Source organism: Asanoa sp. WMMD1127 (assembly GCF_029626225.1).
Lineage (GTDB): Bacteria > Actinomycetota > Actinomycetes > Mycobacteriales > Micromonosporaceae > Asanoa.
Map to the genome: position 1 here is coordinate 2,845,395 of NZ_JARUBP010000001.1, position 25,895 is coordinate 2,871,289.

Consider the following 25,895-nt stretch of genomic DNA (forward strand, 5'->3'; position numbering starts at 1 on the left):
GCCCCTCTTTCACAACTTCTGGTCGACCGGACAGAACCAGGTCGTACGCCCGCCGTAGACGCCGTGGGCCATCGCCGCGCCGTCCCGCGGGCACCGGGCCTCCGGACCGCGCAGCTTGAGCGTCGGCAGGGTGTGCACACCGCCGCCGGCGACCGAGGTGCGGATCGCGTAGCGGGTCGCCCGCAGCAGCGCCGCCACCTCGTCGGCGGTGAGCTCGTCGACCGGCTTGCCCGGGTGCACCTTGGCCCGCCAGAGGATGTCGTCGGCCAGCAGGTTGCCGATGCCGGCGACCGCGTGCTGGTCGAGCAGGCGGGCCTTGACCGGCGCGGTGCCGCGGCCCAGCATCCCGCGGAACTGGGCCGGCGTGATCTCGGTGGCGTCGGGGCCGAGCAGCTCGACCGGCGGGTCCAGCCGCACGCGGCCCAGCCGGCGCGGGTCCACCAGCATCAGCCGGCCGCCGTCGGCGAACATCAGCGCGAACCGCGCGTAGCGGTAGTCGCCCGCCGCCCGGCCGCGTTCCCAGTAGTCGCCGCCGTCGACCTCGGCGCCGTCCGGGTCGGCCACCACGATCTTGCCGGACATGCCGAGGTGGATGCCGAGGACCGGGCCGTCGCCGGACGTCTCGCACCACATGCTCTTGCCGCGGCGGTGCGCGACCGTCAGCCGGCGGCCGAGCAGCGCGGCCCGGATCTGCCCCGGCGGGTGCGGCCGGCAGACCCAGGTGTCGTGGTCGTCGACGTCGACGATCTCCCGGTCGAGCGCCGCCCGCGCGATCACCGACCGCGCGTTCTCGACCTCGGGAAGCTCCGGCACTCTCAGACAGTACGGCGGAGGAAGTCGAGCTCGGCCGGCAGGCGGCGGGCCGGGTCGGCTTCGCGGAGCAGCTCGTGCGGGCGGTTGGTCCGCGTGAGCACCGTGGACAGCCGCTTGACCTGGTCGGACTCCTCCGGGTCGCCGGGGTCCGCCACGATCAGCAGCGGGCGGGCCGACGAGCGGTCGGTCGCCGGCTCGCCCGCGACCTCCAGCAGCGAGTGGTGCGCGTAGATCTCCGGGCCGTCGACCGGCTGACCGAGGTAACGCTCGGCGTAGGCCGTGCCGCACAGCGCCCAGTCGACGATCGGTCCCTCGGCCACCGCGCAGGTGAACACCTCGGGCCGGCGCAGCACCGCGAGCGTGGCCAACCAACCGCCGAACCGCCGGCCGCGCACCGCGACCCGGGCGAGATCGAGGTCGGGGTGCTTGCCGCTGAGCGCGGCCAGCGCGTCGGCCTGGTCCGTGAGCATCACGTCGGCGAGCCGCCGGTGCACGACCTTCTCGAACGACGGCGCGACGCCCGGCGTGCCCCGGTTGTCGACGGTGACCACCGCGAAGCCGTTGTCGGCCCACCACTGGCGCTCGATCCAGGCGCTCCGCTCGGCCCGCACCTCCTGGTGCCCCGGGCCGCCGTCGATGTCGAGCAGCACCGGCAGCCGGCGTCCGGCCACGTGCCCGGTCGGGTAGACCACGGCGGCCGGCAGCCGACGGTCGGTGACCCGCTCCAGCGCGGGGCGGGGCGTGGCCGGCGGTTCGGCCGAGCGCGGTTCGAGCCGCGCGACCTGGTGGTCGCCCTTCCAGACGGTCCACCGCGTGCCGGTGTGGTCCAGCGAGCGGGCGCCGATCACCAGCACGTCGCCGCCGACCGCGCCGGTGTGCCAGCCCGGAGCCGTGGTCAACCGGCGTGACTCGACGCCGCCACCGCCGATCGCCGTGCGTACGCGGAAGAGGTGTTGCTCGCTCGGCTCGCCGTCGCTCGCCTCGACCAGCAGGTCGGGAGAGCCGCCCGGCCCGGGCATCCGGCCCACCACCCGGCGCAGGTAGAGCGAGGGCGGGGTGAGCAGGGTGCCGTCGGCGAACAGGCAGCGGGCGTCGTAGCCGTCATGGGCGAGCTCGCCGCCGACCAGCACCCGGCCGTCGGGCAGGTGGCAGGGCGTGCCGGCGACCGGCTCCACCCAGCGCGGGTCGGCCAGCTCGGCATGCACCTGGGTCTCGCCGGTGCGCGGGTCGACGGCCAGCACCAGACCGTGCTGCTGCATCCGGCGCAGCACCGTGATCAGCGGACCGCCCTCGACCCAGTCGACGGCGACCAGATAGGGATAGGTCTCCCGGTCCCAGTGCACGTCGACCCAGCCGCCGTCGAGGTCGAGCAGGTGCAGGCTCACCTCGGCGTTGGTGCCGCCGGCCAGGGGACGGGCGATGGTCACCGGTGGCTCGCCGACCTCGACCCGGGCGACCCGGGTGTCGTCGACGCGGGCGGCGAGCAGGGACTGCCCGTCCGGCGACCACCAGTAGCCGCGCCGCCGGTCGAAGTCGCGCCGGGCGACCTCCTCGGCGCGGCCCCAGCTCACCCGGGTGCCCTCGCCGGCCAGCAGCACGTCGCCGCCGTCGGGCTCGATCACCCGCAGCTCGCCGGCCGCGCTCAGGTAGGCGATCCGGGCCCCGGTCGGGTCCGGTCGGGCGTCGGTGACCGGGCCGCTCGCGGTCACCTCGGTGACGGCGCCGGTGCGCAGGTCGACCCGGCGGAGCGTGCCGTCGGTGACGAGGGCGGCGACCCGGCACTGTGGGTCGGCCGCGTACGCGTCGACGGGGCCGTCGGCGACCAGTCGCTCGGTCGCGCCGTCGGCCGACAGGTCGAGCGTCCAGAGCGCGTCGGTGGGATCCTCGGGGCCGGCGGAGCGCAGGAACAGCACTCGCGAACCGTCGACGGCGACGGTGACCTGGTGCGGCGCGCCACGGGTGAACAGTGCGGTCCGGGCTGCCAGCTCGGGAAACTCCACATCCCGGATCGTATGGGGTCCAAGGGGCTGGTGAGAGTCGTTCCCGGAGGCCGCCGAAGACCCGCGTAGAGTGGCCCGGTGGCTCGACGACTACTGCTGGTGCACGCCCATCCGGACGACGAGTCGATCAGCACCGGCGCGACGATGGCGCACTACGCCGCCCAGGGCGCACAGGTCACGTTGGTGACCTGCACCCTCGGCGAAGAGGGCGAGATCTACGTTCCTGAGCTGGCGCTGCTCGCCGCCGCGGAGGCCGACCAGCTGGGCGGCTACCGGGTGGCCGAGCTGCGGGCCGCGTGCACCGCGCTCGGTGTCGCCGACGTCCGCTTCCTCGGCGGCGCCGGCCGCTACCGCGACTCCGGGATGATGGGCCTGCCGACCAACGACAACCCGCGCGCGTTCTGGCGGGCCGACCTCGACGAGGCCGCCGGCTACCTGGTCGAGGTGATGCGGGAGACCCGGCCGCAGGTCATGATCACGTACGACGAGCACGGCTTCTACGGGCACCCCGACCACATCCAGGCCCACCGGGTCGCGATGCGGGCCGCGGAGCTCGCCCGGGCCGAGGGCGTCGGGCCGCAGAAGATCTACTTCCTGGCGATGCCGAAGAGCGTGCTCGAGGCCGGGCTGCACGCGTTCGCCGACTCCGTGGGCAACCCCTTCGAGGGCGTCGAGAGCGCCGACGACTTCCCGTTCGGCACCGCCGACGACCAGATCGCCGCCCGGATCGACGGGACCGAGCAGCACGACGCCAAGGTGGTGGCGCTCAAGGCGCACGCCACCCAGATTCCCGACTCGTCGTGGCTCTACGCGCTGGCCGGCGACTTCGGCAACGAGTTCATGGGCGTCGAATACTTCACGCTCGCGCTCGGCGAGCGCGGCCCCGGCGACGGGCCCAACGGCTGGGAGAGCGACCTGTTCGCCGGCATCGCCGCCGACGAGCCCGCCCCGGCGGAGGCCGGCTCGAGGTGAGCAGCGTGTCCAGCCCGACCGAGCACATGTCACCGGCGGAGCCGCCGGAGCCCGCGGCGCCGCGGCCGAGCCGCGACCGCGGTGTGGTGGCCGTGCTGCTGACCATCGCCGGCTTCCTGCTCACGCTGCTGCTGTCGGCGCTGACCGCTGTGCTCGAGCTGCTGCTGATCAGCGTGCGGATCGGCGGCCAGCTGATCGGCGTCTCGGCCGTGCTGGCCCTCGTCGGCAACCTGTTCGTCGGCTGGTTCGCCTACCGGTCCACCAAGAGCAAGTGGGCGGTCCTGCCGGCCGCCCTGATCTGGCTCGCGATCACCCTGCTGGCCGCCGGTCGGACTACAGAGGGTGACTATCTGATCACGTCGGATAACTGGGTGGGCTGGGCGATGATCGGCCTCGGGTCGCTGGCCTGGACCATCGTCGGCATCCGCCTTGTGTCTTCCCCACCTGCGAAAACGCTGTACTGAACCCCGCGTTTCGGCAGCCTCACGGATGGTGAGCGGCGCCACCTGAGGGTGTCAGTCCCGAGATCTTTTCGTTACAGTCGGTGGCGGCCTGACAAGTCCGACAAATGCTTCTTGCGCTGATCTGTGCCCGCCAGCGGTCCAGGTGCCTCGGGAAGCAGAGCCTTGAGGGAATCCATGCAGACCGCCCCCCAGAGCAAGAAGCGTCGCCGGCTAGCCGTCGGCGGCGCCCTGCTCACCCTGCTGCTGATCGCCATCGGCGTACTGGCCGGCTTCGCGTACAAGGGTGACGTCCCCCGCGGCACCTCCGTGCTCGGCGTCGACATCGGCGGCCTGAGCCGCTCGGCCGCCACCGCCCGCCTGCACAGCGGCCTCGACGGCCGGCCCGGGCTGGACAAGCCGATCACGGTGCACGTCGCCGGCGACGCCAGGTCGGTCGACGCCCAGGTCACCCCCGACCAGATCGGCCTCGCGGTGGACGTCGACGCGACCGTGGCCGCCGCGGCCGACGGTGGTCCGCACCTGTGGGGCGGCAACACCGTGACTCCTACGGTCAGCCTCGACAACGCCAAGCTCGACGCGGCCCTGCGGCCCACGGTCGAGCGGGCCACCTTCGACGCCGCCACCCCTGCGTCGATCACGTTCGACGGCGTCACCCCCAAGATCACCTACCCCTCGCCGGGCAAGGCCGTCGACCTGCCGAAGGCGGCCGACGCCGTCAAGTCCGGCTGGGTCGACTCGATCACGGCCGCGGGCGTCGCCGCCGGCGGGACCGTCCCCAGCCCCGGCCAGCCCGGCGCCACCAGCGTCTCGGTGCCGCTGGTCGAGGTCGACAACGCCAAGGGCCGCGCCGCGGTCGACCAGCTGATGGACTCGCTGGTCGAGCCGGCCGTCGCCGCCCCGGTGACGGTGCACTCGCCCAAGGGCGACGTCAGCATCACGCCGGACATGATCGCCAAGAGCCTGAAGATCACCGGCGCCGCGGACGGCACGGTCACGCCGTCGGTCGACCCGGGCGCGCTGCGTACCGCCATGGGTCCGGCCATCTCCAAGATCGAGTCGTCGCCGCCGTCGGCGGTCAAGGGCGAGGGCGCCACCCAGCAGGTGCTGGTCAGCGCGGCCGGCGGCGAGTACGTCGACGGCGGCAAGCTCGCCACCGACGTGCTCGGGGTGCTGCCCAAGAGCGGGCCGCGCACCGTCGACGCCACGCTGAACCCGGCGCCGGCCCAGGTCGCCGACGCCAACCTGGCGAAGATGGGCGTCAAGGAGAAGGTCTCGACGTTCACCACCAAGTTCACCGGTGGGCTCGACGAGCCGCGGGTGAAGAACATCGTCCAGGTCGCCAAGAAGGTCGACGGCGCGGTCGTGAAGCCCGGCGAGACGTTCTCGCTGAACGGCTACACGGGCTGGCGCGGCTACGAGCAGGGCTACGTCGACGCGCCCGTGATCGACAACAACAAGCTCGTGCCCGCGGTGGGCGGCGGCATCTCGCAGTTCACCACCACGCTGTTCAACGCCAGCTACTACGCCGGCCTGAAGGACGTGGAGCACAAGCCGCACTCGTTCTACATCTCGCGCTACCCGTCGGTGATCGAGTCGACGATCTTCTGGCCGAACCTGGACCTCAAGTTCCAGAACACGACGCCGTACGGGATGTTGATCGACACGTCGTACACCAACGACTCGATCACCGTCTCGATGTGGAGCACCAAGGTCTACGACAGCGTCAAGACCGAGTGGGGCCCCAAGCGCGACGTGACCAAGCCTGAGAGCAAGACCCTGCCGGCCGGCCCGCAGTGCATCGCGACCTCGGGCAGCGACGGCTTCACGCAGGACGCCTACCGCGTCATCCACAAGGACGGCAAAGAGGTGCAGCGCGAGAAGTTCAGCTGGCGCTACGATGCGGAACCGCGTTACGTCTGCGAGAAGCCGTCCGACGAGGCCAAGGCGACGACCGAGTCGCCCGACAGCCAGTCGGAGCAGCAGTCGACCGACGAGCCGGTCGCGCCGGTGACGCCACCGACCGACTCGGGCTCGGGCACGAGCTCCGGCTCGGGCTACGGCGGCTGGGGCAACTGACGCCGACTTGACGCGAGCACGGCATCGCGTAGGAGGCGTTGGATGAGAAACCGCTGGCTGCGGATCGGCGCACTGGCCGGCGCGCTGTTCGCGATCAACCTGGTTGCCAGGGGGGTCGCGAACTTCGCGTTCGACGGCGACACCGACATGCAGGACCGCACCTCGCTGGTGTTCTTCGGGGTCGTCGCCCTGGTGCTGGCCGCGGTCGCGTTCCGGTGGGGACGCGACCGCCCGGTCGGGGTGTTGCTGGCCGACATGGCCGCCGCGGTGCTGATCGCCTGCCTGGCGACGGTGCTGCTCGGTCCGGCGGTGTTCGGCGCCAACCCCGTCGGCGGCGGCGCGGGCGAGTTCTTCGCCCAGATCTGGCTCTACGCCGGGTTCAGCGCCGCCGGCTTCCTGCTCGGCTACCTGCTGCTGGTGGTGCTGGCCAAGGACTACCGGTCGCGCCAGCTCGCCGCCTATTCGAAGGCCAAGCTCAGCAAGCCCCGTCGGGTGGTCCGGCGCTGACCGCGCCGGGCTGCTCGCGGGTCAGATAGCTGTGGTGGGTGGTGAAGCCCAACGTGCCGTAGAGCGCGACCGCCGCGGTGTTGCGCTCCTCCACCTGGAGGAAGGCGTGGGTCGCGCCGAGCTCGGCGGCCCACCCGGCCAGCGCGGCGGTGACCGTGCGGGCCAGGCCCCGCCGCCGGTGTGACGGCACCACCTCGATCGAGGCCAGGTGCAACCAGCGCCGCTCGTCGCCGACCACCGCGCCCCGACCGGCGGCGACCAGCGTGTCGCCCTCGTGCAGGCTGGCGAACCGCACCTCGGGCGGCGCGGTGAGCACGTGCCGGGCGGCGGGCGGGAGGCTCCGCTTGCGCGCCTCGTAGATCGCCAGCCACTCGTCGCTCGGCGCCTTGGCCAGCGACACGCCCGGCTGCTCACCGTCCCGAACCAGTGGCGCGAGCGGCGCGGTCTGCACCAGGGTGAGCGGGCGGGCGGTCCACCCGCGGGCGTCCAGCGCCGCCCCGACCGGCGCCGCGAGCGGCAGCGGCGTGTTGATCAGGGCCGGCTGGCCACGTTCCGCGTACCACGCCTCGATCGCGTCGATCGCGGCCTCCAGCGGCCGGTCCGGGTCGCCGATCGGCAGCGCGGAGTTGGCCCGCCCGGTCCAGCCGTCGGCGCTGCGCAGCAGCCAGTCGCCCAGGTGGCCGCGGATCGGCGCGGGCCAGGCCGCGTCGGCGGCCAACTCGAGCGCGATCACGTCGGCGGCGGTCGGGCGCCGCTGCGGCGGCACCCGCTTGGCCCGGTGCACCTCCGACAGGGGTACGACGATCGTGCCGTTTGCGGTGGCCACCGTGAGGTTGCTCTCGTCGACCGCGACCAGCTCACCGAGCGCGTCTGAGTAAAGCGGACGACCCTCGCGCATACCGACAATCCGCCGGATCACCACACGGTGTCCCACATCCTGCCGTCGGAGCACGATCGACCCCCCTCCACGCGAGATACTAGGCTCTTGAACGTCGCGGGTGATCGCGGCGTGGCTTGCGGAGGAGAGAAACCCGTGACCTACATCATCGCGGAGCCGTGCGTCGATGTGCTCGACAAGGCGTGCATCGAGGAGTGCCCCGTCGACTGCATCTACGAGGGCAACCGGATGCTCTACATCCACCCCGATGAGTGCGTTGACTGCGGGGCCTGTGAACCGGTCTGCCCGGTCGAGGCGATCTTCTACGAAGACGACGTGCCGGAGCAGTGGAAGGACTACACCACGGCCAACTACGAGTTCTTCGAAGATCTAGGTTCGCCCGGTGGCGCCTCCAAGGTCGGCAAGATCGAGAAGGACCACGCCGTCGTGGCCGCGCAGCCGCCGCGGGAAGGCGAGCACTGACCGGCGTGCGGGTCTCGGCCACCCTGCCGGACTTCCCGTGGGACCTGCTGGAGCCGGCCAAGGCGGTCGCCGCCGGGCATCCGGACGGCATCGTCGACCTCTCGATCGGCACGCCGGTCGACCCGGTGCCGCCGGCGATCCAGGAGGCGCTGCGCACCGCGGCTGACGCGCCCGGCTACCCGCTGACCGCCGGCACGCCGGCCGTGCGCTCGGCGATCCGGCGGTGGGTGGCCCGGGCCTGCGGCGCGACCTTCGACGACATCGGCGTGCTGCCGACGATCGGCTCCAAGGAGCTGGTCGCCGGGCTGCCGGCGCAGCTGGGGCTCGGCGCCGGCGACGTCGTGGTGATCCCGCCGGTCTGCTACCCGACCTACGAGGTCGGGGCGCGGCTGGCCGGTGCCAAGGTCATGCGGGCCGACTCGCTGGTCTCGCTCGGCCCGGCGACCGACGTCAAGCTGATCTGGGTCAACTCGCCCGGCAACCCCAACGGCCGCGTGCTGCCCCCGGCCCACCTGCGCAAGGTGGTCGACTGGGCGCGCGAGCGGGGCGCGGTGGTGGCCAGCGACGAGTGCTACCTGACGCTCGGCTGGGAGGTCGAGCCGACATCGATTCTGTCGCCGTCGGTCAACGGTGGCTCGCTCGACGGCCTGCTGGCGGTGCACTCGCTGTCGAAGCGGTCCAACCTGGCCGGTTACCGGGCCGGCTTCGTGGCCGGCGACCCGGCGCTGGTGGGTGAGCTGCTGGCGGTGCGCAAGCACGCCGGCCTGATCGTCCCGCAGCCGGTGCAGGCCGCGATGGTGGCCGCGCTCGACGACGAGACGTCGGCGACCGAGCAGCGCACCCGCTACGCCGCCCGGCGTGGCGTGCTGCGCGACGCGCTCGAAAAGGCCGGCTTCGAGATCTCCCACTCGGAGGCCGGGCTCTACCTGTGGGCGTCGCACGACGAAGACTGCTGGTCGACGGTCGACCGCCTGGCCCGGCTCGGCATCCTGGTCGCGCCCGGCGCGTTCTACGGTCCCACCGGTGAGCGGCACGTGCGGGTGGCGCTGACGGGCAGCGATGAGCGCATCGCCGCGGCCGCGGAGCGCCTATCCTCAGTGGATGGCTGATCCGGTCGTCGCGGTGCGGGGCGAGGCGGTGCACGAGGTGCCGCCGGAGCTCGCCCGGTTCTCGGTCACGGTGGTCGCGCGCGACAAGGACCGGGAGACGACGCTGCGCCGACTGGCCGAGCGCGCCGACGCCACGCGGGCGTTGATCGACGGCTACGGCGCCGCCGTGGAGCGCCGCGAGTCCGGCAACCTGCAGGTCTATCCGGAGCGCAAGCGGGCCGGGGAGAAGGTCGCCGCCTACCACGGCAGCGTGACCACGACCGTCACCGTCACCGACTTCGGTGTGCTCGGCGACCTCATGCTGCGGCTGGCCGACCAGGACCAGACCTCGGTCGGTGGCCCGTGGTGGGAGCTGCGACCGGGCAGTCCGGCGCACCGGGCCGTGCGACGGGCGGCGATCGACGACGCGATCGTCGTCGCCCGCGACTACGCGGCCGCCCTGGGCGCGCGGATCACCGCGCTGGTCGAGGTGGCCGACGCCGGGATGCGGCCACAACCCATGTACGCACGGGCGGCCGCGACCGACGCGATGGAAATGGGCGGCGGGGCTCCGGTGGTCGACCTCGATCCGCAGGTGCAGACCGTGCACGCCGCGATCGAGGCCCGCTTCACGATCAGCGAGCCGACCGCGTTAGCCCAGACCGCCGGTCACGAGTCCCGGACCTCGACCGCCACGTCGACGCCGGGGTAATAACGCCGCACATCGGACGCGCCGTACTTGGTGCTGAACTCGCCGACCACCCGGTCCACCTGCTGCTGGTCGGTGATTAGGCGGGCCTTCGCCGAGGCGGAGTTGAGCTTGATCGTCGGGTTCTCGCGGAGGTTCTTGTACCACTGGCTGCCCGCACCGCCGACCGGCAGCAGGAAGGTGGACTTGCCTTCCCGGACGAACCACACCGGGATCGAGTGCCCCTGCCCGGTCCGCCGGCCGATGGTGGTGATCTCGATCTCCGTCGCTTCCGCTGCCATCGCACACACCTCCTACCGACCACGGTAGGTCGGTGACCCCCCAGGCGCGCCGATACGCCGTAACGGGCGTGCGATAGTTCCACGCGTGACGGCGTACCCCCTCGACGAGCTCGTGGCCCGGGCCGCCGCGCTGGCCGATCTCGGCCCGCGCCGGCTCCTGGGGATCGTCGGCGCTCCCGGCGCCGGCAAGTCGACGCTGGCCGCCCGCCTGGTCGAGGCGATCGGGCCGACGGCGGTGCTGGTGCCGATGGACGGCTATCACCTGGCCGAGGCCGAGCTGCACCGGCTCGGCCGGCACGAGCGCAAGGGCGCGATCGACACGTTCGACGGCGCGGGTTACGTGTCCATGCTCGGCCGGCTCGCCGCGGGCGGTCCGGAGACGGTCTATGCGCCACAGTTCCACCGCGAGATCGAGGAGCCGGTGGCCGGGTCGATCCCGGTGCCGCCGGAGGTCCGCCTGGTCGTGACCGAGGGCAACTACCTGCTGGTGCCGGAGGAGCCGTGGTCGGGCGTACGGCTGCTGCTCGACGAGGTCTGGTACCTCGACCTCGACGAGCAGGAACGCCTGCGGCGGCTGGTCGCCCGGCACATGGCCTACGGGCGCAGCCAGGCCGAGGCCAAGGCCCGCTCCTACGGCAGCGACCAGGTCAACGCCGAGCTGATCGCCCGAACCCGCAACCGCGCCGACCTTGTCGTGCGACTGACCGGTTAGTCGTTGGCGTGCAGGGCGGCGTTGAGCTCGATGCCCTTGCCGGCCCGCGGACGGGCCTCCAGCGCGCCGGTCACCGAGTTGCGCCAGAACAGCAGGTTGTCGAGGCCGGCCAGCTCGCGGGCCTTGACCACCCGGCCGTCGGGCAGCGTGATCTTCGAGCCGGCGGTGATGTAGCAGCCCGCCTCGACCACGCAGTCGTCGCCGAGCGAGATGCCGATGCCCGCGTTGGCGCCGAGCAGGCAGCGCTCGCCGATGCGCAGCTTGTCCTTGCCGCCGCCGGAGAGCGTGCCGAGGATCGACGCGCCGCCGCCGATGTCGGAGCCGTCGCCGACCACCACGCCGGCCACGATCCGGCCCTCGACCATCGACGTGCCGAGCGTCCCGGCGTTGAAGTTGACGAAGCCCTCGTGCATCACGGTCGTGCCGCTGGCCAGGTGGGCGCCGAGCCGCACCCGGTCGGCGTCGGCGATCCGGACACCCGCCGGCACCACGTAGTCGATCATGCGCGGGAACTTGTCGATGCCGTAGACGGTGAGCTGGCGGCCGGCCAGCCGCTCGGCGACGCGCAGCTCGTCGACCCGGTCCGGCGGGCACGGCCCGGCCGAGGTCCAGGCGACGTTGGCCAGCATGCCGAAGATCCCGTCGAGGTTGAGCTCGTTGGGTCGGACGATGCGGTGGGAGAGCAGGTGCAGCCGCAGGTACGCGTCGGCGGCGTCCTTGATCGGGTCGGCCAGCGAGCCGAGCTCCACGACGACGATCTCGGTGCGCAGGCCCGGCAGCGCGCGCTCGCCGACCGCGCCGGCCGCGGGGCCGAGCAGGGCGGCCGGATCGCCGGCGGGGCGGGCGCCGAGCCCCAGGTTGCCCGCCGGGAACCAGGCGTCGAGCACCTGGCCCTCCGCGGTGCTGGTCGACAGGCCGATTCCCCAGGCAGGCTGCTCGCTCGTCACGGTTATGACGGTAGCGTGCGAGATATGACCAACCCGCTTACCCCCGCCGTGTTGTCGGATCCGGTCGAGCTGACCCGCGTGCTGGTCGACATCGAGTCGGTGTCGCTGCACGAGAAGGTCATCGCGGACTGCGTCGAGCAGGTCCTGCGCGGGACGCCGCACCTGCGGGTGGAGCGGTTGGGCAACACGGTGATGGCCCGCACGGAGCTGGGTCGGTCGCAGCGGGTGGTGCTCGCCGGCCACCTCGACACGGTGCCGATCGCCGACAACCTGCCGGCCCGGATCGAGGGCGACATCATGTACGGCTGCGGCACCTCCGACATGAAATCCGGTGTCGCGCTCGCCCTCCAGCTGGCCGTCGAGCTGCCGGCGCCGCGCTACGACCTGACCTACTTCTTCTACGAGGCCGAGGAGATCGACTCCGCGTACAACGGGCTGACCCTGGTGTCGAAGAGCCATCCCGAGTGGCTGGCGGCCGACTTCGCGGTGCTGCTGGAGCCGACCCACGGCGTGGTCGAGGCCGGTTGCCAGGGCACGATGCGGGTCTACGTCTCCACGGTCGGCAAGCGGGCCCACGCGGCCCGGTCCTGGCGCGGCGTCAACGCGATCCACGCGGCCTCGGGCATCCTCGATCGGCTCGCCGACTACGAGGCGCGCCGGGTCACGCTGGACGGTTGCGACTACCGCGAAGGGCTCAACGCGGTGCGGATCAACGGCGGAGTGGCCGGCAACGTGATCCCGGACCGGTGCGAGATCGAGGTCAACTACCGGTTCGCGCCGGACCGGTCGGTCGAGGAGGCCGAGGCCCACCTGCGCGAGCTCTTCGACGGCTACGAGATCACGATGATCGACGCGGCGCCGGGCGCGCTGCCGGGTCTGGGCGCGGCTCCGGCTCAGGAGTTCCTCGACGCGGTCGGCACCGACCCGATCGGCAAGCTGGGCTGGACCGACGTGTCACGGTTCGCCGCGATGGGCATTCCGGCGCTCAACTTCGGACCGGGTGACCCCAACGTGGCGCACGCGGTCGACGAGCGCGTGGAGATCCCACTGATCCGCGAGGGTGCGGCGACCCTGCACCGCTGGCTGGTGGACGGCTAGGAGGCCGTCGGCACAGCGTCGGTCGGGTGCATCTCGATCGTGGGCTCGTCGTCTTCGTCGGCGATCGGCGCGATGCGGGTGAGCCGGCGCTCGGCCACGACCGCCCGGATGCGGCGGTGCATTTCGCGGCGCTGGCGGATCTGGTCGAAGCGGGTCATCGTGGCTCTCCTCCCCCCAAGGTGCCCGGCCAGGCCGGGCGGCCCTGCATACCCGGTATTCGAAAGATAAGACGCCCCACAAGCGAATTCGGTTGCGGTTACACGGGTGTGAATTTCTCGCCGCACCCGGTCGGGCGGGCCGGAACCCGGCCGTCGGGTCGCGTTTGGCTACCGTGGTGACCATGACCTACGGAAACCGCGCTCCGGAGCGCCACCGCGGCGCGGTCACGCTGCGCCGCGACGCGATCCCGGGCAGCACCGCCGACCAGCGCCTGCTGGACTCCCGTACCCGCGCGGACTGGAAGACCAAGGACGCCTGGCGCGCGCTGCGCATCCTCTCGGAGTTCGTCGAGGGCTTCGACACGCTCGCCGACCTGCCACCGGCGGTCAGTGTGTTCGGCTCGGCGCGGAGCAAGCCGGAGAGCCCGGAATGCGTGCTGGCGGAGCAGGTCGGCGCCGCGCTGGCCCGCGCCGGCTACGCGGTGATCACCGGCGGCGGCCCGGGCGTGATGGAGGCGGCCAACCGCGGCGCGACCGAGGCCGGTGGCCTCTCCGTGGGCTTGGGCATAGAGCTTCCGTTCGAGCAGGGCATCAACGACTGGGTCGACATGGGCATCGACTTCCGCTACTTCTTCGCGCGGAAGACCATGTTCGTCAAGTACGCGCAGGCGTTCGTCGTGCTGCCCGGCGGCTTCGGCACGATGGACGAGCTGTTCGAGGCGCTGACGCTGGTGCAGACCGGCAAGGTGACCCGGTTCCCGGTCGTGCTGATGGGCGAGTCCTACTGGCAGGGCCTGCTGGAGTGGATGCGCACCACGCTGCTGGCCGACGGCAAGATCGGCGAGGCCGACCTCGACCTGGTCTGCGTCACCGACGACATCGAGGCGGCCGTCCGCTACATCGTGGACGCCGACGCGGCGCTGGCGGCCGAGCAGGAGGCGCTGCAGGAGGCCGCGGCCAGCCGGCGCGGCGACAGCTGAGCCATGGCCGCCGTCTGCGTGTTCTGCGCGTCGTCGCAGACCCTCGACCCGCGCTGGACCGACCTGGCCCGCGAGGTGGGCGGGGCGCTGGCCCGGGCCGGCCATGTGCTGGTCTCCGGCGGCGGCCGGGCCGGCATGATGGGCGCGGTCGCCGAGGGCGCCCGCGCCGCCGGCGGCCACACGATCGGCATCATCCCGCAGTCGCTGGTCGACCGGGAGATCGCCGACACCCACGCGGCTGAACTGGTCGTCACCGACGGCATGGCCAGCCGCAAGAACCTGATGATCGAGAAGTCCGACGCGTTCCTCACCCTGCCCGGCGGCATCGGCACGCTGGACGAGCTGTTCGAGGTCTGGACCACCGGGATGCTGGGCGTGCACGACAAGCCGGTCGTCCTGCTCGACGCCGACGGCTTCTACGCGGGCCTGCGCACCTGGCTGGAGTCCCTGGCACCGACCGGCTTCGTCCGCCGGGAGTCCTTGGACCGCATGGTGGCCGTCGGCACGGTTGCCGAAGCGGTGGCGGCCCTGCCGCGCTAGGGGGTGTCTCGTGGATCATGCCGGGGCACCACCCTGACCCACGAGACACCCCCTAGTCGGACTCGATGATCCGGAGAACTTCGGGCGCGGCGAACACGCGCCCGTAGCGGCGACCGGTGCGCTCCCGAAGTATGCCGAGTTGAACGAGGCGGTTGATGGCCTTGTTGGCACCCGGATATGTCGCGTTGTAACGCGCCGCCGCGACCTTCGGGGTCAACAGTGGATATCCGATCAAGTCCTCGGTGATCGCGGAGACCAGCCGCCCTGAGGCGTCCGAACTTCGGATGGTGTTGAGCGCGCGGTCGCGCCAGTCGTGGAGTGCTTCGATCTTGGTAACGGCGCGGGCTGCTTGCGCTCTCGCCGCTTCGCTGAAGAACCTGACCCACGCGTCGAATTCACCGGTGATGCTGCACTGGAGTAAATGATCCTGGTAATCACGACGTCGCCGCTCCAGCCATGGCGACAAGTTCAGGAGGGGAAACCGAAGCTCCCCTGCTATCGCCAACTGCAGCACGCACACGAGCCGGCCAAGGCGGCCGTTGCCGTCGTTGAACGGATGCAGCGTCTCGAACTGGTAGTGACCGAGAGCCATCTTGACGATGATTGGGTAGCTGTCGACGCTGTTGATCCACTCAGCCCACCCCTCCACGCCTGCTCTGAGCTGGTCACCCGGCGGTGGAGGGACAAATCGCGCGTCGGTGACTCGTCCGCCGTCAGTTCCGATGAAGACCTGAGTCGTACGAACGCGGCCGGCTTCACTGGTGTCCGCGCGCGTTCCGCGGACCAGAACTCGTTGGAGGCCCTCCAGCATGCCAACGGTGATGGGTTTGTCCTCAACCCATTGAAACGCCATCTCTGCCGCTTCGACGTAGTTGACGACCTCCGCGACTGAGGCCGACAGCTCGTCTCGGTCCAGAAAGTCGGCTTCGAGAACGTCGTCCAGGGCGGCGAACGTTCCTTCCAAGGCTGAGGTGCTGACCGCCTCGCGGCGGATGGCCGGACGCGCCAGGAGTGCGGGATTGGGAAGCCGTAGGGCCGCTTGATCGAGGCGGGCAACCGCCGCCGTGGCCTGGGTGACCGCGAGGTAGGTCTCCTGCGACAAAGGCAAGGTCGATGGCAGCGGATGTGGCAGGAACGCGACGTGATCGTACTGTTCGTCGTATCTGGGGTCCCAGCCGCTGATCTGGACAAGCTCCCCGACAGGGGATGTTTCGAACGGCTTCGCAAGCACGAATTAAACTATCGCGTCCCAAAGTTTATTTCTAGTCCGTCAAATGAAACTCGCGCTGAGGTCGTCGCTGGGACGGGTGGGGCTGGTGTGGCTTGTCGGACCCGCGTGGTTCGATGGGCGGCATGCAGGCGTACCGGCTGGTTCGCCGGGCGCCCGCGCCGGAGGAGCCTCGGGCCGACCGGCTCGACCCCCTTCAGGCCAACGTGGTCGCGCACACCGACGGCCCGTTGCTGGTCTTCGGCGGCCCCGGCACGGGCAAGACCAGCACCCTGGTCGAGGCCGTGGCGGCCCGGGTGGCGTCCGGTGTGGATCCCGAGCGGGTGCTGGCGCTGACGTTCAGCCGGCGCGGCGCCGGCGCGTTGCGTGACCGGATCGAGGCGCGGATCGCCGCCGGCGACGGCCGGGTCGTCCACGAGCCGCTGGTCCGCACGTTCCCCGCCTACGCGTTCGGCATCCTGCGCCGGGCCGCCGCCCTGCGCGGCGAGCCGTCCCCCCGCCTGCTCACCGGGCCCGAGCAGGACCTGGTGATCCGCGAGCTGCTCGACGTAGTCGGCCCCGACGGTGAAGCGGACGACCCGATCGGCTGGCCCGAGCACCTGCGGCCGGCGCTGCGCACCCGGGCCTTCGCCGAGCAGCTGCGTGACCTGCTGATGCGGGCCGCGGAGCGGGGGATCGGCCCGGTCGAGCTGGCCCGGCTCGGCGAGCGGCTCGGGCGTGACGACTGGCCGGCGGCGGCCCGGTTCCTGCGCGAATACGTGGCCGTGCTGGCGCTGCGCGACGTGACCACCCGCGGCTCGGTCGCCTACGACGCGGCCGAGCTGGTGCGGGCCGCGACCGGGCTGCTCGACGACGACCCGGAGCTGCTCGCCGCCGAGCGGGGCCGGCTCGACATCGTCTACGTCGACGAGCTCGCCGACACCGACCCGGCCCAGCTCGACCTGCTGCACCGCGTGGCCGGTGGCGGCCTGCCCCTGGTGGCGTTCGCCGACCCCGATTCCTCGACGTTCGCCTTCCGGGGCGCCGACCCGGCCGGGGTGGCGGGCTTCGCCCACCGGTTCCGCACCGCCTCGGGCGCCGTCGCGCGTACCCTCACGCTGCGCACCGACTACCGCTCGGCCGGGCCGCTGTTCGAGGCCACCGGCCGGGTCGCCCGCCGGCTGCGGGGCCCGGTCGGCCATCGCCGCGCCCTGCCCGCCCCCGACGCGCCGCCCGGCTCGGTCGAGGTGCGCACGTTCCGCTCCCGCACGAGCGAGGCCGCGTTCCTCGCGCACGCGCTGCGCGAGGCGCACCTGCTCGACGGTGTGCCGTGGTCGCGGATGGCGGTGCTGATGAGGTCGACCACGCTGCAGCTGCCGGCGCTGCAGCGGGCCCTGCACTCGGCCGGCGTGCCGACCGTGGTGCACGCCGAAGACCTGCCGCTGCACCAGCAGCCGGCGGTCGCGCCGCTGCTGCTCCTGCTGCGCTGCGCGCTCGAGCCGGAGCGGCTCGACGAGGAGGCGGCGGTAGCCCTGCTGCACTCGCCGCTAGGTGGCGCCGACCCGCTCGCCGAGCGCCGCCTGCGCCAGGGCCTGCGGACCCTCGCCCTCGCCGCCGGCGACCGGCGGCCCTCCGGCGAGCTGCTGGTCGAGGCGCTGCGCGACCCGGCCGAGCTGGCCGCCGTCGAGCGCCGCTGGGCCGCGCCGGCCAAGTCGGTCGCCCGGCTGCTCGCCACGGCCCGCGAGGCCGCCGCCGAGCCCGCCGCCACCGCCGAGGACGTGCTCTGGGCGCTGTGGCGGGCGACCGGTCTGGGCGAGAGGTGGTACGGCGCGATCGTCCGGGCCGGCCGCGCCACCGGCGAGCCCGACAACGGCCCGCGCTGGCGGGCGGCCGCGGCCGATCGTGACCTCGACGCGGTGGTGGTGCTCTTCGACGCGGCCGCGCGGTTCGTCGACCGGCTGCCCGGCGCCCGCACCGAGGTGTTCCTCGACCACGTGCTGGGCCAGCAGCTCCCGGCCGACACGATCGCGCCGAGCGCCGACCGGGGCGCGGCCGTGCGACTGCTGACCGCCCACGCGGCCAAGGGTCTCGAGTGGGACCTGGTGGCGGTGGCCGGCGTGCAGGAGGGTGTCTGGCCCGACCTGCGGCTGCGCGGCACGCTGCTCGGCTCGGAGCGGCTGGTCGACGTGGTGTCCGGGCGGGCCGACGAGACCGGGGTGGCCGCGTCGCTGGTCGGTCAGGCGTCGGCGCTGCTCGACGAGGAGCGCCGGCTGTTCTACGTGGCCGTCACCCGCGCCCGGCACCGGCTGCTGGTCTCCGCCGTCAACTCGTCGGCCGTGGGCGGCGCCGACCACGAGGAGCAGCCGAGCCGGTTCCTGCACGAGCTGCTGGGGCCGGGTGGCGGCGGCGAAGGCGAGGCGCCCGACGAGCCACCCCCGGACGAGCCGCCCCCGGGCGGCGAGCCCGACGACGATCTGCCGCCGGACCCCGACGACCTGCCGGTGGACGCCGACGGCCGGGTGGTCTGGCCCGACGACGAGTGGCCCGAGGTCACCCCGCCCGGCGGCGCCGCGCGGGCCCCGGCGCCCCGCGAGGCGGTCGACGACGACACCGACGACCTGCCGCTGGCCCGGCCGCCACGGGCGATGACGCTGCCCGCGTTGGTCGCCGAGCTGCGTACCGCCGCCACCGACCCCGCCGCGTCACCCGGCCGGCGGCACGCCGCGGCGGCCGAGCTGGCCCGCCTCGCCGCCGCCGGCGTGCCGGGCGCCCACCCCGACGACTGGTGGGGACTGCGCCCGCTCTCCGACGACCGCCCGCTGGCCGACGAGGGCGAGCCGGTGCGGGTCACGCCGTCCACCATGGAGAGCGCGCTGCGGTGCAGCCTGCGCTGGCTGCTCGAGCGGCACGGCGGCGCCGGTCCGGCCACCGCGGCGCAGGGCATCGGCAACCTCGTCCACGCGGCGGCGATGCTGGCCGAGGACGCGGCGGCCGACCGCGAGCGACTGATCGAATACGTGTCGGCCCGGTTCGACGCCATCGACCTGGCCGCGCGCTGGCTGGCCGGCTCCGAGCGCGAGCGGGCCGAGGCGATGGTCGACAAGCTGCTGGTCTGGCTGGCCGCCAACCCGCGCCGGCTGCTGGCGATCGAGCAGGAGTTCGCGGTCCGGCTCAACGACCCCACGCGCGACATCGAGCTGCGCGGCCGGGTCGACCGGCTCGAGGTCGACGCCGAGGGCCGGCTGGTCGTGGTCGACCTCAAGACCGGCCGCACCAGCTCGACCAGCGAAGATCTGGCCGAGCATCCGCAGCTCGCGGCCTACCAGGCGGCGGTGCAGGCGGGCGCGTTCGACGCGCACGGCTCGCAGCCCGGCGGCGCGGCCCTGGTGCAGCTGGGCACCAGCGCCAAGGCGGCCAAGGAGCAGGTCCAGCCGTCGCTGGCCGAGCACGACGACCCGGGCTGGGCCCAGGCGCTGGTGCGCCGCACCGCCGACACGATGGCCGCGTCGACGTTCCACGCGATCGCCAACAGCCGCTGCCGGGTGTGCCCGGTGCGCACGAGCTGCCCGATCTCGGGCAAGGGACGCCAGGTCGTGGAGCCGCCGTCGTGAGCCAGCCGTCGTTGTTCGCCACCGCGCCCGCCCCGCGCCGGGCCGCGTCGGCCGGGCCCCGCTACACGCCGGTCGAGCTGGCCCGCCTGCTCGGCATGCGCTACGCGCCGACACCCGAGCAGTCCGCGATCATCTCCGCCCCGGTCGAGCCGCTGATGGTCGTGGCCGGCGCCGGTTCGGGCAAGACCGAGACGATGGCAGCCCGGGTGGTCTGGTTGGTGGCCAACGGCTACGCCACCCCCGACCAGATCCTCGGCCTCACCTTCACCCGCAAGGCGGCCGGCGAGCTCGCCCACCGGGTGCGGATGCGGCTCGGCCAGCTGGTACGCCGGCTCGGGCGGGCCGGCGACCTGTCCGGCGAGGCGACCATCTCGACCTATCACTCGTACGCCGCCCGGGTCGTCACCGAGCACGGCCTGCGCTCGGGATACGAGCCGGCGACGCGGCTGCTGACCGAGGCGTCCCGCTGGCAGATCGTCGACCTGATCGTCCGCAACTACGACGGCGACATGTCCGATGTGGAGCGGGCGGCCAGCACGGTCACCGACGCCGTCCTCGCGCTCTCGGCCGAGCTGGCCGAGCACCTGGTCACGCCCGACGAGCTGGCCGGCTGGACGGGCCGGTTCTTCGCCGAGGTGCAGGGCCGGCCCGGTCGGGTCTACGCCGACGTCAAGAAGGCCCTCGGCACCCAGCAGGCCCGGCTGGCCCTGCTGCCGATGGTGCGCGCGTTCGCGCAGCGCAAGCTCGACTTCGAGGCGATGGACTTCGGCGACCAGATGGCCCGGGCGGCGCTGGTCGCCCGCGACCATCCCGAGGTGGGCACGATCGAGCGGGCCCGCTACCCGATCGTGCTGCTCGACGAGTTCCAGGACACCAGCCACGCCCAGGTGGTGCTGCTGCGCTCGCTGTTCGGCGGCGGCCACCCGGTGACCGCGGTCGGCGACCCCTGCCAGTCCATCTACGGCTGGCGTGGGGCGAGCGCGGGCACGCTCGAGCGGTTCCCGCACGAGTTCGCCCGCGCCGACGGCCGGCCGGCCCGGTCGCTGACGCTGACCACGAGCTGGCGCAACCGGCCCGAGATCCTCGGCGTCGCCAACCAGCTCTCCGCGCCGCTGCGGGCCGCCGGCGCCCAGGTCGCCGAGCTCGCACCGGCCTACAGTGTCGACGAGCCGATCCGCGGCCGGGCCACCGTCCACTGTGCCCTGCTGCCGACCGTGGCCGACGAGGCGGGCTGGATCGCCGACAGCGTGCTGGCCGCCTGGCGCGGCGCCGCCCGGATGGCCGACGCGCTGCCCGAGGACATCCCGCTGGAGCGCCGGCCCACCACCGCCGTGCTGGTCCGGGTGCGCAGCCAGATCCCGATGATCGAAAACGCGCTGCGCTCCCGCGGCCTGCCGGTCGAGGTGGTCGGCCTCGGCGGCCTGCTCGACACCCCCGAGGTCCGCGACGTGGTCAGCACGCTGCGGGTGCTCGCCGACCCGACCGACGGCGCGTCGCTGCTGCGGCTGCTGACCGGCGCCCGCTGGCGGATCGGCCCCCGCGACCTGGTGGCCCTGCACCGGCGGTCCCGCTCGATCGCGGCGGCCCGGCGCGACCTGGCGGCGCCCGAGGGCGAGGATCCGGTCGTCCCGGACGCGCTCGACGAGGCGACCCTGGTCGAGGCGCTGGCCGATCTCGGCCCGGCCCAGCTCTACTCCGCCGAGGGCTATGCCCGGCTCCACGCGTACGGCCATGAGCTGGCCCTGCTCCGTTATCGCATCGACCAGCCGCTGCCCGACCTGATCGCCGACGTCGAACGGACCATCGGGCTCGACGTCGAGGTCGCGGTCCGCGCCGGCACCGGCGGCCGGGGCGGCGACGCCGGGCTGGCCCGCGGCCACCTCGACGCCCTCGGCGACGTGGCGGCCCGGTTCGCCCGCGACAGCGACGGCGGCGCCCTGCCCGGCTTCCTGGCCTATCTCGCGGCGGCCGAGGACGAGGAGCGCGGCCTCGAACCCGGTGAGGTCGAGGTGGTCGAGGGCGCCGTCCAGGTGCTGACGGCGCACGCCGCCAAGGGTCTCGAGTGGGACGTGGTCGCGGTGGCCGGCCTGACCCGCGGCGTCTGGCCCGGCGTGGCCCGGTCGTCCGACCACTACCTGCACGGGCTGGGAGTGCTGCCGTTCCCGCTGCGCGGCGACGCCGGCGGGCTGCCCCGCTTCCCGCTCGACGACGCCGGCGACCAGCGCGAGGTGATGGCGGCGCTGACCGAGTTCACCGACGAGTGGAAGGCCCACGACGAGCGCGAGGAGCGCCGGCTGGCCTATGTGGCCGTCACCCGGCCGCGACGGCTGCTGCTCTGCTCCGGCTACTGGTGGGGCGAGGGCGTCAAGCGCCCGCGCGGGCCGTCCCGGTTCCTGGTCGAGGTGCACGACGCCTGCGTCGCCGGGGGCGGCGAGGTCGACGCGTGGGCGCCGGAGCCGGCCGGCGAGGCAAACCCGCTGGCCGACGAGACGCCGCGCGCCGAGTGGCCGGGCGACCCGCTCGGGCCGCGCCGCCCGGCGATGACCGAGGCGGCGGCCGTCGTCCGCCGGCTGATGACCGAACCCGACGCCGACGCGCTGCTCGACCCGGAGGCCGCCGACGACGCCGACCGCTGGCGCCGCGAGGTCGACCTCCTGCTCGCCGAACGCGACCGGCTGGTCCGCGGCCCCGGTCCGCTCGAGGTGGTGCTACCCGACCACCTGACCGTCTCGCAACTCGTCCTGCTGCAGCGCGACCCGCAGGCGCTGGCCCGCACGCTGCGCCGCCCGATGCCGTCCCGACCCGACCCGTACGCCCGCCGGGGCACCGCCTTCCACACCTGGCTCGAGCAACGGTTCGGCGCCGTCCGGCTGCTCGACGTCGACGAGCTGCCCGGCGCGGCCGACGAGGACGCGGCGCCCGACGAGGCGCTGGCCGAGCTGCAGGAGCTCTTCCTCGCCAGCGACTGGGCCGACCGCACCCCGGTCGAGGTCGAGGTGCCGTTCGCCACGGCCGTGGGCGGCGTCGTGCTGCGCGGCCGCATGGACGCCGTCTTCGCCGACCCCGGCGGGCGCTTCGACGTCGTCGACTGGAAGACCGGCCGCCGCCCGACCGGCGCCGACGAGCGGGCGGCCGCGATCCAGCTGGCCGCCTACCGCCTGGCCTGGGCCACCCTGGCCGGCGTGCCGGTCGACCGGGTCCGCGCGGCCTTCCACTACGTCCGCGACGGCGAGACGGTCCGCCCGGTCGACCTGCTCGACGCCGACGGGCTGGCCGCCCTGGTCACCGCCCTACCGACCGTGGCGACCTGATGGCGGCGACGGCCCGGTCATAGAGCTCGCCCAGGTCGGCCTGCCCGTCGGCGGCGATCCAGGCGTCGGACGCGGTGTCGACACAGGACAGCACCGCCGACACGATCGCGGAGGCGGCGAACGCGGCGTCGGGTCCGGCGATGTGCCGGGCGACCAGCGGCACGAGCGCGTCGCGCCAGTGCTGGCGCTTCTCGAAGAGGCGGGCGCGCAGCGACGGGGTCTCGTGCATCATGCGGGCGATGGCCAGGTCGGCCACCGGGTCGTTGAACGTCTCCGGCTGCGCGTCGACCAGCGCGCCCCGCAGCGCGTCCCACGGGTCCTCGCTGTCGGGTCGCACGGCCAGCGCCCGCGCGACGGCATCGCCGCGGGCGGCCAGGTCGCCCAGCAGCACGTCTTCCTTGCTGCCGAAATAGCGGAAGAACGAGCGGCGCGAAATGCCGACCGTCTCGACGATCTGGTCGACCGTCGTGGCGTCGAAGCCCTGCCGCACGAAGAGCGCGCGGGCCGTGGCGGAGATCTCCGAGCGGAGCGCGGCCCGCTGGCGCTCCCACGCGGTCGTCTTCGCCATGGCACCGATCTTACATACGATGTCATCTTGGCACTGAGTGCCAACTAGGCGTACGGTGTCGGCATGGCCATCGCCTATGCCACCCAGACCGTCCTGATCACCGGCGCGAGCTCCGGCATCGGCCGCAGCTTCGCCGTCGCCCTCGCCGCTCGCGGGGCGGACCTCGTCCTCGTCGCCCGGCGCGCCGACCGGCTCGAGAGCCTCGCGGCCGAGCTGCGCGCGCGGCACGGCGTCACGGTGCACGCCATTCCCTTCGACCTGTCGGCGCCGTCGGCCGGCGCCGACCTGCGGGCCGCCACGACCGCGCGCGGCATCCGCTTGACGAGCCTCGTCAACAACGCCGGCTTCGGCTCGTTCGGCCCGTTCACCGACGAGGACCCGGCGCACCTCGCGCGGGAGATCGCCGTCGACGTCTCCGCGCCGGTCCAGCTCACCGCGGCGTTCCTGCCCGAGATCCTGGCGACGGGCGACGGCTTCGTCATCAACGTCGCCAGCCTGGCGGCCTACGCACCGTCGCCGCGGATGGCGGTCTACGGTGCCGCGAAGGCGTTCGTGCTCAGCTTCACCGAGGCGCTCTGGGCGGAGCTGCGCGGCACCGGCGTCACCGTGTTCACCCTGTCGCCCGGGGCCACGAGCACCGAGTTCAACCAGGTCGTCGGCACCGACGACGCGACCGCCGGCGCACGGATGCGCGCTCCCGAGGCGGTGGTGGCCACCGCGCTCGCCCACCTCGACCGGTGCGACCCGGGCCCGAGCGTCGTCGACGGGCGCGGCAACCGGCTCAGCGCCGCCGCCGCACGCCTGCTTCCTCGTCGCACCACCGTCAGCCTGATGAGCCGCATCACCGATCCACGGCGGCGGGCCCGCGCCTAGGGCTCGCGGGCCAGCCGGCGGAAGGCGAGCTCGGCTAGCAGGGCGCTGCCGTCGGGGACGACGGCGTCGTCGAAGAGGGCGTCGGCCGAGTGGTTGGTCGGCGCGGTGGCCGGGTCGCGGTCGGGCGGGCAGGCGCCCAGGTTGAGGTAGGCGCCCGGCACCTTCTCCAGCACGAACGACATGTCCTCGGAGCCGGTCTTCGGGTTGAGCAGCCACTGGTAGCGCTGGTCGCCGAAGACCTCGCTCGCCGTCGCGGCCGCGAACTCGGCCTCGGTCATGTCGTTGACCACCGCGGGATAGCCGCGCTCGAACTCGACGTCGACCTCGAGGCCGTGCGCGGCGGCCAGGCCGCGGACGACCTCTTCGGTGCGGCGCACCAGCTTCTCCCGGGCCGGCGCGGAGAACGAGCGCAGCGACGCCGCGAACTCCGCGGTCGCCGGGATGACGTTGTCGACCGTGCCCGCGTGGAACTGGCCGACCGTCAGCACCACCGGGTCGAAGACGTCGAACCCGCGGGTCACCATCGTCTGCAGGGCCAGCACCATCTCGCAGGCGGCCGGGATCGGGTCGCGGGCGCGGAACGGCGTGGACCCGTGCCCGCCGGCGCCGCGTACCCGGATCTTGCAGGTGTCGTGGGCCGCGCCGAACACGCCGCGTCGCCCGAAGAACAGGCCGCGCGGGAAGACCGCTGAGACGTGCAGGCAGTACGCGGCCACGGGCGGCGCGCCGGCCGCGGAGAGCAGCCCCTCGGCGAGCATCGGCTCCGCGCCGCCGGGGCCCTCCTCGCCCGGCTGGAACATGAAGACGACGTCGCCGGGCAGCTGGTCGCGGACGGCGCTGAGCAGCCGGGCCGCGCCGACCAGGATCGCCGTGTGCAGGTCGTGGCCGCAGGCGTGCATGGCGCCCGGCACCGTCGACGAATAGGGGAGCCCGGTGCGCTCGGTCACCGGCAGCGCGTCCATGTCGCCGCGCAGGAGCACCGCCGGGCCGGGGCGACCGCCGCGCAGCACCGCGACGACCGAGCTCAGCGCGCGCCCGGTGGTGACCTCCAGCGGCAGGGCGGCCAACGCGGCCAGCACCGTCGCCTGTGTCTCCGGCAGGTCCAGGCCCACCTCGGGTCGCTGGTGCAGCCGGCGGCGCAGGTCCACCAGCTCCGGGCCGATCTGTTCGGCGGACTCCCGGAAGTTCATCGGGCTCCTTTCAGTCGACGCCCAACCTGATCAGGTCCAGCAACGCCGTGCCGTACGCCTCCTCGGCGGTGGCGGCCTCGAACGCGAGCCGGCGGCCGCCGACGGTGATCTCCACCCGCCAGCCGGCGCCCGTGCGTTCCAGCAGGTGGAACGTCCCACCCAGCAGTTCGCGGAGCTGGTCCTCCCGGGGCAGCCAGATCGCCTCGTCCTGTTCGAGATCGTCCATTGCCCACTCGGTGGTGCCGTTGAACCCGATCATCGGGCCCTCGGGCAGGTCGTGCACGGCGATGACCATGTTGCTGAGCACGAAGACCTCGTCGTCGAGGTCGCGGTCGGGGATGGCGAAGCGGTCGCCGGGCGCGGGCTTCCAGCGCAGGCCGGCGTCGCGCAGGCGGAGGGCGAGCGGCACGGGCAGCACGCCCTCCATGGT

24 protein-coding genes are annotated in these 25,895 nt (G+C 73.3%); 14 read left to right on the plus strand and 10 right to left on the minus strand.

The window, feature by feature from the left end; translation table 11 throughout:
- Nucleotides 1-9: 9 nt before the first annotated feature.
- Both O7635_RS13680 and O7635_RS13685 read right to left on the minus strand, forming a co-directional pair.
- Entirely contained in the window at nucleotides 10-813 is an 804-nt protein-coding gene (locus tag O7635_RS13680; RefSeq protein ID WP_278080787.1) for a DNA-formamidopyrimidine glycosylase family protein, read from the minus strand.
- Nucleotides 814-815: 2 nt separating this feature from the next.
- The gene (locus O7635_RS13685) at nucleotides 816-2,813 is read right to left on the minus strand and encodes a prolyl oligopeptidase family serine peptidase (RefSeq protein ID WP_347405279.1); all 1,998 of its coding nucleotides are present in this window, start codon (nucleotides 2,811-2,813) and stop codon (nucleotides 816-818) included.
- Nucleotides 2,814-2,891: 78 nt separating this feature from the next.
- Here O7635_RS13685 and mshB point away from each other — a divergent pair, with 78 nt between their 5' ends.
- From mshB to O7635_RS13705, 4 genes are all read left to right on the plus strand, one after another.
- A complete protein-coding gene (gene mshB, locus O7635_RS13690) occupies nucleotides 2,892-3,785 on the plus strand; it encodes an N-acetyl-1-D-myo-inositol-2-amino-2-deoxy-alpha-D-glucopyranoside deacetylase (RefSeq protein ID WP_278080788.1) in 894 nt (297 codons plus the stop codon).
- Nucleotides 3,786-3,790: 5 nt separating this feature from the next.
- Nucleotides 3,791-4,249, plus strand: coding sequence for a hypothetical protein (locus O7635_RS13695; protein ID WP_278080789.1), 459 nt, complete (start codon nucleotides 3,791-3,793; stop codon nucleotides 4,247-4,249).
- 174 nt (nucleotides 4,250-4,423) lie between these two features.
- A complete protein-coding gene (locus O7635_RS13700; RefSeq protein ID WP_278080790.1) occupies nucleotides 4,424-6,325 on the plus strand; it encodes a VanW family protein in 1,902 nt (633 codons plus the stop codon).
- 42 nt (nucleotides 6,326-6,367) lie between these two features.
- On the plus strand, nucleotides 6,368-6,832 hold the full coding sequence (locus O7635_RS13705; RefSeq protein WP_278080791.1) for a hypothetical protein: 465 nt from the start codon (nucleotides 6,368-6,370) through the stop codon (nucleotides 6,830-6,832).
- Here the strand turns inward: O7635_RS13705 and O7635_RS13710 are convergent.
- Complete coding sequence (locus O7635_RS13710) at nucleotides 6,801-7,784, minus strand: GNAT family N-acetyltransferase (RefSeq protein ID WP_278080792.1); 984 nt, start codon at nucleotides 7,782-7,784, stop codon at nucleotides 6,801-6,803. The genes O7635_RS13705 and O7635_RS13710 overlap by 32 nt on opposite strands.
- 81 nt (nucleotides 7,785-7,865) lie before the next feature.
- Here O7635_RS13710 and fdxA point away from each other — a divergent pair, with 81 nt between their 5' ends.
- The 3 genes from fdxA to O7635_RS13725 are packed head-to-tail and all read left to right on the plus strand — an operon-like array spanning nucleotide 7,866 to nucleotide 9,992.
- Entirely contained in the window at nucleotides 7,866-8,192 is a 327-nt protein-coding gene (gene fdxA / locus O7635_RS13715) for a ferredoxin (protein WP_239126749.1), read from the plus strand.
- 5 nt (nucleotides 8,193-8,197) lie between these two features.
- Nucleotides 8,198-9,301 (plus strand): succinyldiaminopimelate transaminase, encoded by a 1,104-nt coding sequence (gene dapC, locus O7635_RS13720; protein WP_278080793.1) that lies wholly within the window; start codon nucleotides 8,198-8,200, stop codon nucleotides 9,299-9,301.
- On the plus strand, nucleotides 9,294-9,992 hold the full coding sequence (locus O7635_RS13725) for an SIMPL domain-containing protein (RefSeq protein WP_278080794.1): 699 nt from the start codon (nucleotides 9,294-9,296) through the stop codon (nucleotides 9,990-9,992). Before dapC ends, O7635_RS13725 begins: the two co-directional genes overlap by 8 nt.
- Here the strand turns inward: O7635_RS13725 and O7635_RS13730 are convergent.
- Nucleotides 9,950-10,270, minus strand: coding sequence for a nitroreductase/quinone reductase family protein (locus tag O7635_RS13730; protein WP_278080795.1), 321 nt, complete (start codon nucleotides 10,268-10,270; stop codon nucleotides 9,950-9,952). The two genes, O7635_RS13725 and O7635_RS13730, sit on opposite strands and share 43 nt — an antisense overlap.
- 85 nt (nucleotides 10,271-10,355) lie before the next feature.
- Here O7635_RS13730 and O7635_RS13735 point away from each other — a divergent pair, with 85 nt between their 5' ends.
- Nucleotides 10,356-10,982 carry a nucleoside/nucleotide kinase family protein gene (locus tag O7635_RS13735; RefSeq protein ID WP_278080796.1) on the plus strand — a complete coding sequence of 209 codons (627 nt, stop codon included), beginning with the start codon at nucleotides 10,356-10,358 and terminating at the stop codon, nucleotides 10,980-10,982.
- On the opposite strand, the gene dapD is transcribed toward O7635_RS13735, so the two are convergent.
- Nucleotides 10,979-11,929 (minus strand): 2,3,4,5-tetrahydropyridine-2,6-dicarboxylate N-succinyltransferase, encoded by a 951-nt coding sequence (dapD, locus tag O7635_RS13740; RefSeq protein WP_278080797.1) that lies wholly within the window; start codon nucleotides 11,927-11,929, stop codon nucleotides 10,979-10,981. The genes O7635_RS13735 and dapD overlap by 4 nt on opposite strands.
- A 24-nt stretch (nucleotides 11,930-11,953) precedes the next feature.
- On the opposite strand from dapD, the gene dapE reads away from it, so the two are divergent.
- Nucleotides 11,954-13,027 (plus strand): succinyl-diaminopimelate desuccinylase, encoded by a 1,074-nt coding sequence (gene dapE, locus O7635_RS13745; protein WP_278080798.1) that lies wholly within the window; start codon nucleotides 11,954-11,956, stop codon nucleotides 13,025-13,027.
- Here the strand turns inward: dapE and O7635_RS13750 are convergent.
- Nucleotides 13,024-13,185: a hypothetical protein gene (locus O7635_RS13750; RefSeq protein ID WP_278080799.1), complete on the minus strand. Its 162-nt coding sequence runs from the start codon at nucleotides 13,183-13,185 to the stop codon at nucleotides 13,024-13,026. The genes dapE and O7635_RS13750 overlap by 4 nt on opposite strands.
- Before the next feature lie 182 nt (nucleotides 13,186-13,367).
- On the opposite strand from O7635_RS13750, the gene O7635_RS13755 reads away from it, so the two are divergent.
- Complete coding sequence (locus O7635_RS13755) at nucleotides 13,368-14,165, plus strand: TIGR00730 family Rossman fold protein (protein WP_278080800.1); 798 nt, start codon at nucleotides 13,368-13,370, stop codon at nucleotides 14,163-14,165.
- Between the two features lie 3 nt (nucleotides 14,166-14,168).
- Nucleotides 14,169-14,705: a TIGR00730 family Rossman fold protein gene (locus tag O7635_RS13760; RefSeq protein WP_278080801.1), complete on the plus strand. Its 537-nt coding sequence runs from the start codon at nucleotides 14,169-14,171 to the stop codon at nucleotides 14,703-14,705.
- A 52-nt stretch (nucleotides 14,706-14,757) separates the two neighbouring features.
- Here O7635_RS13760 and O7635_RS13765 read toward each other — a convergent pair whose 3' ends face one another.
- Complete coding sequence (locus tag O7635_RS13765; RefSeq protein ID WP_278080802.1) at nucleotides 14,758-15,936, minus strand: Fic/DOC family N-terminal domain-containing protein; 1,179 nt, start codon at nucleotides 15,934-15,936, stop codon at nucleotides 14,758-14,760.
- 122 nt (nucleotides 15,937-16,058) lie between these two features.
- Between O7635_RS13765 and O7635_RS13770 the strand changes: the two genes are divergently transcribed.
- Nucleotides 16,059-19,523 carry an ATP-dependent DNA helicase gene (locus O7635_RS13770; protein WP_278080803.1) on the plus strand — a complete coding sequence of 1,155 codons (3,465 nt, stop codon included), beginning with the start codon at nucleotides 16,059-16,061 and terminating at the stop codon, nucleotides 19,521-19,523.
- Nucleotides 19,520-22,834: a UvrD-helicase domain-containing protein gene (locus O7635_RS13775; RefSeq protein WP_278080804.1), complete on the plus strand. Its 3,315-nt coding sequence runs from the start codon at nucleotides 19,520-19,522 to the stop codon at nucleotides 22,832-22,834. Before O7635_RS13770 ends, O7635_RS13775 begins: the two co-directional genes overlap by 4 nt.
- Here the strand turns inward: O7635_RS13775 and O7635_RS13780 are convergent.
- A complete protein-coding gene (locus tag O7635_RS13780) occupies nucleotides 22,806-23,402 on the minus strand; it encodes a TetR family transcriptional regulator (RefSeq protein ID WP_278080805.1) in 597 nt (198 codons plus the stop codon). The two genes, O7635_RS13775 and O7635_RS13780, sit on opposite strands and share 29 nt — an antisense overlap.
- A 63-nt stretch (nucleotides 23,403-23,465) precedes the next feature.
- Between O7635_RS13780 and O7635_RS13785 the strand changes: the two genes are divergently transcribed.
- Nucleotides 23,466-24,275, plus strand: coding sequence for an SDR family oxidoreductase (locus O7635_RS13785; protein ID WP_278080806.1), 810 nt, complete (start codon nucleotides 23,466-23,468; stop codon nucleotides 24,273-24,275).
- Here the strand turns inward: O7635_RS13785 and O7635_RS13790 are convergent.
- Complete coding sequence (locus O7635_RS13790) at nucleotides 24,272-25,465, minus strand: M20 family metallopeptidase (protein WP_278080807.1); 1,194 nt, start codon at nucleotides 25,463-25,465, stop codon at nucleotides 24,272-24,274. The genes O7635_RS13785 and O7635_RS13790 overlap by 4 nt on opposite strands.
- Before the next feature lie 10 nt (nucleotides 25,466-25,475).
- Complete coding sequence (locus O7635_RS13795) at nucleotides 25,476-25,883, minus strand: pilus assembly protein CpaE (protein ID WP_278080808.1); 408 nt, start codon at nucleotides 25,881-25,883, stop codon at nucleotides 25,476-25,478.
- Nucleotides 25,884-25,895: the final 12 nt, after the last annotated feature.